We start from the raw sequence: 4,270 nt of genomic DNA, 5'->3' as shown, positions 1-4,270 counted from the left end.
AACTCGCTCGCCGAGTACCTCGCCAAGGTCACCCCTCCAGCCAGCGGTAACCCGCGACAGATTTAAGCCCGGGATTTCAGGCGCAGCACACTAGCAGGTCGGCGAAATTCGTCGGTTGCTCACCTCAGATCGCCCACACCGGCGGCTCCCAAATGAGATCCAGGACTGCACATGCGTGAAGTCCTGTGCCGGGCACGGAGGCGGCTTGCACGCTCCGGGGTCAGCGCCACGCCCACCCGGCCAACAACGGAACAGGCTTCGGGCCCTGCCCCGTCTACCCGAAGCACCCGGTGATGTTTGATCGACGGTCGGAAACCCGTATGCAAGGCCCTATTATTCGGGGACTCGCGTACGGGTTCTCGTGGCCCGGCTTCCGGGATTCCTGGAACCTGCGCGCCTTCACCTGCTGGGCGGACAAGGGCTACCAGGACGCAGGCGGGACGGTGCGTCACCCTTTCCGAGGCCGGTGGGAGAAGGTGTCCATCGGCCAGCAGGCCGTCAACCGGTCTCAGGCCAAGATCCGGGCACTGGTCGAACAAGCCATCGCCACCCTCACGTCCTGGCGGCTCCTCCGCAAACTCCGCTGTTCAACGACCCGGATCACGAACGTCGTCCAAGCCGTCCTCACCCTCCAACTGGCCAGCTCAGACTGAGGCAGTTGCCGAACTCGTATGATCTCGCGATGAGGATCTGGACGGAGCACCCTGCCAAGGCGGACGTCGAAGCTGTCGTTCGCCGCTACGTCAGCTTGCTCCGAGCCGGAAGGATCCCTGAGGCCGAACAGCTCATCGATCACCACCCGGTCCGTCATGTGCTCAAGTCGCTGTGGACCGGGTCTGTCGAAGCAAGCGCCGATGGGGACGAGGCGAGCGGAAGCCCTGCTGTCGACGAGTGGGAGCAGGATCTGTCCTGGCTCGGCGAACTGAATCTCGCGGACTTCCGCTGGGGCCACACCGGCAGCCATGTCTACGCTGAGATCACCTATCGCGCGCAGATGATCGAGGTGGCATTGGGCTTCTGGGTCAGGCCCACCGACGCCGGCTGGGTCATCACGGGACCGGCCACGTACTGGTAGGACACGCGAAGAGCAGCACGATCCTGATGTCGGTGCAACCCTCCCGCCGGCGGACCATCACATGCTGTCGATCAAGGACCCAGCCAGCCCGAGCGTCCCGCCCCGTGCCACGCCAGCCTTGTGACCTGCAACCTCAGGTTGGAAAAGACTGACTGGCCCAAGTCGTACTGCACCTCCTGCTTTATGTGGAATCGAGGATCACCGAGCAGGAGCCGCATAACTCGCCAAACGCGGGTCAGTGGGGGCGAAGTGATCTTCGTCCGGGCGGCCGACGATCGCAAGGCGCAGCTGCACTTCGCACGGGACCTCAGCATCGGCGCTTCGCTGTAACGCCCTGCCGAACACATCTGGAGACCCACCTGTCGCCCCAGTCAACGCCCATACGAGGCCCCCTTGTTGAGGGTTTCGACGGGGTTCACACTGCTGCCAGTCCCTCGCTGGGTTCGCTGCCAGCAACTGCTCTCCGTACATGCCTTGCTGGCGTTCCCAGCGCTCCGAGCTCCGAACACTGAACCGGGTGGCACCATGTACAACGCCGCTTCACTGATCGTCTCACTGATCGCCTTGGTACTTTCGGGTTTCGCCACGGTACGGCAGACGCGTCATGCACGATCCGAGAGTGACATGACCTGGGTCCTTGAAGTAGCGGACGTGCAACTGCCGCCTTGTCTTCGGAAGCGTGGGAGATGAACACGTCCCAGGTCTGTCCACCCAGTACGTCTCCAACAGGTTCCACCGGCTCGTGCAGGGCGACTGCCCGCGCGGGATTTCGCTGCTGCCCACCGGCCGGGGGCAAAAACCCTCGTGGTGGCGGTTGCACCGCGAACGACGCGGCGATGCGTCCGGAGCGGCCGCCGAGGTCGATCGCGACAACCCAATGGCCATTGCTGGGTACGGTTACCTCGAACGGGGATCGTGTGACATGGCCGCCGAGGTACCGGTATCTCCGGCCCGACTTGCAGTTGCCGTACTCGCTGCGAGTCATCACCTGCACGTTGGCTTGATTGCGCAAAGTGACGACGACCGTGGACCCCTTTCTGAGGTTGCCAAGGTCCTTGAAGACGTGCTCCACAGGGTCTCCTGCTGGTGCGGGCGGTCCCATCCAGGCTAAGGATCCGCACTGACAATCGGGGACTCGATCACCTCCAGATCGCGACAAGGGCGGCAAGGCCGACCAGCAGAAGCAGGAAGGGCGCCAAGGGCCGACCCTGGTTTCCCGGTCGGCTGGGCTCGGCTGGGCGTAGTTCCGGGTGGTCACGCAGGGCCGTGATTTCCTCCGCCATGCGTACGTACGACGGCCGTATACGCAGCCGTCGCTCGGCCCACGGCCAGCCGAGCGCGGTCAACTGCCAGATGTCCCCGCCGGACAGGCGGATCTCGACGTTGCCTTCCTCGGTGTACTCGACGGACCGCAGCCGCTCCCACGGCACATGCCGCACCTTCCACGCCCGGGTCAGCCAGAGACCTGTGCTGTCCACGGTGGCGCGCCAGTTGAGGAGAGTGGCGGCCGGGCCGATCGCCAGGAGCAGCCCGAGCAGCGGGACCACGTTCCAGCTGAAGCCCTCCGTTACCAGTGTCCTGACGAAGAACCAGCACGCGGCCACGATGCCCGCAGCGAACACCAGGCCCCCCGCTCGGGCCATCGCACCCGGCCCCCAGTGCATCGGCACTCCGGTGGGATCGAGGCCCTCGGCAATCTGCTCCGCGCGCGCCTGACGCAGCGCCTTCGCCGCACAGTCGGAGGCCGCATCCGTGATCGCGGCGCCCTCCGCTGCCGGGCCCTTGTCGGGCTGTGGCAGACGGACGGGGCTGGCCGTCCGTATCACCAGCGGATTCCCTTCCCCATCGGTCGTGACGAGGACCAGCTCGCCCCCTTCGTACGGGGTCCCGAACATCACGGCTTCATGCAACCGCTCATCGGAGTCAGGGGACTCGTCGTCGAACACCCCTTCTGCCTCGTCCTCCGCCGCCTCCGAGATCTCACCCTCCGGGAGCACGGGCACGCAGTAGCACTCCAGCAACGGCGTACGCCCGGCGGTGTCGTCGGCCGCGTAGACCAGGGTCCCGACGTCGCGGACGGAACTCTCCAGCACCCGCAGAACCGGTACCGGTGCACGACGCAGTGCCGCGGCTCGCCCACGGGCCAGGATTCCCACGGTGAGCAGCGACAGGCCGGGCAGTACGGCGACCAGCGTCAGCAACTGCCAGCCGAAGGCGTCGTACGGCTCGGCGGCCAGGCGCCGCCAGGATCCGTCCTCCAGGACGGTCACCGTGCCACCGATGCGATAGTCCTCCGGGAAGGCCGCACTGACGACGACGCGGTGTTCGTCCGCCGTGCGCAGGCGTACCGACTCCTCGCCCTGGCCGATCACCCGCCCGGTGGTCCGCACGGCGCGGTCCGCATGGTCTTCGTCGGCGCGGATTCCTCGCAGACCCATGGCGACGAATCCGATGGCCACCGCGCACAGGATCAGCGCACCGACGATCGGGATGCTCCCGCGTACCAACGGACCGACGGGTTCGGGCAAGTGGTGCCGCATCCCCGCGCTCCGCTCGGCCATCTGCCGCTGCCCGCGTCGCATGGCCAGCCGTGACCATGCCGCGGCCCAGCCGAAGGCCAGCGCCGCGATCACGGCGAGGTTCGCGACCCGCGACACCCAACCGACGCCCGACAGTTCCCACCGCGCCACGATGACCGCCAGGACGGGCGCGGTGATCAGAGCCAGTTCCGGCAGCTTGGCGAACCAGTACAAAAGGCCGACCGCCAGGCCCATCTGGACCATGCCGCCCCAGTCCGGACCACATGGCGCCATCTCGCTGCACGGCGCTTCCGGCTCCACCACGATCGCCCACACCACAGCGACGATCAGGGCCAGAACGGACCACTTCGGCCTCGCCCAGGACTCCGGACGCAGCCTCGCCCACGGCTCGGCGTCGGCAGTCAGCCAGCCAGGCACGCCTGCGGGCACGGATCCCGACGGTATCGGGACGGGGATCTGGGACACGCAAGGATTATGCGGCCTGCCCCCAGAACAATCGCAGCCGGCCGGAGGACATCACAGCACGCGCCGGAGATCAGGCATACGACGCGGCCCGGCCGCCGCTACTGAGGTTTTCGGTTCGGGGTGACGTCATGGCGGCGTCGTGATCAGCTGAGTTTCGGCGATGAAGCCGTCGAGCAGGTCGTGCCGGTAT

Annotated in this window: 3 protein-coding genes and 1 pseudogene; 2 read left to right on the top strand and 2 right to left on the bottom strand. The window is 66.7% G+C overall.

Annotated elements, in window-relative coordinates:
• Positions 1-401 precede the first annotated feature (401 nt).
• Together ACFY0U_RS45615 and ACFY0U_RS45610 are read left to right on the top strand one after the other, a co-directional pair.
• Positions 402-653: pseudogene (locus ACFY0U_RS45615) on the top strand (transposase family protein); the annotation flags it as partial.
• 29 nt (positions 654-682) lie between these two features.
• Complete coding sequence (locus ACFY0U_RS45610) at positions 683-1,075, top strand: hypothetical protein (RefSeq protein WP_388646458.1); 393 nt, start codon at positions 683-685, stop codon at positions 1,073-1,075.
• Between the two features lie 415 nt (positions 1,076-1,490).
• Here the strand turns inward: ACFY0U_RS45610 and ACFY0U_RS45605 are convergent, their stop codons facing one another.
• Together ACFY0U_RS45605 and ACFY0U_RS45600 are read right to left on the bottom strand one after the other, a co-directional pair.
• A complete protein-coding gene (locus tag ACFY0U_RS45605; RefSeq protein WP_388646455.1) occupies positions 1,491-2,177 on the bottom strand; it encodes a DUF1883 domain-containing protein in 687 nt (228 codons plus the stop codon).
• Positions 2,178-2,214: 37 nt separating this feature from the next.
• Positions 2,215-4,044 carry a hypothetical protein gene (locus ACFY0U_RS45600; RefSeq protein WP_388646452.1) on the bottom strand — a complete coding sequence of 610 codons (1,830 nt, stop codon included), beginning with the start codon at positions 4,042-4,044 and terminating at the stop codon, positions 2,215-2,217.
• Between the last annotated feature and the right edge of the window lie 226 nt (positions 4,045-4,270).

Origin of the sequence: Streptomyces sp. NPDC001536, from assembly GCF_042894505.1 — a bacterium.
GTDB lineage: Bacteria > Actinomycetota > Actinomycetes > Streptomycetales > Streptomycetaceae > Streptomyces.
Note: the sequence above shows the minus strand (reverse complement) of the source record. Positions and strands in the feature narration are given on the sequence as shown.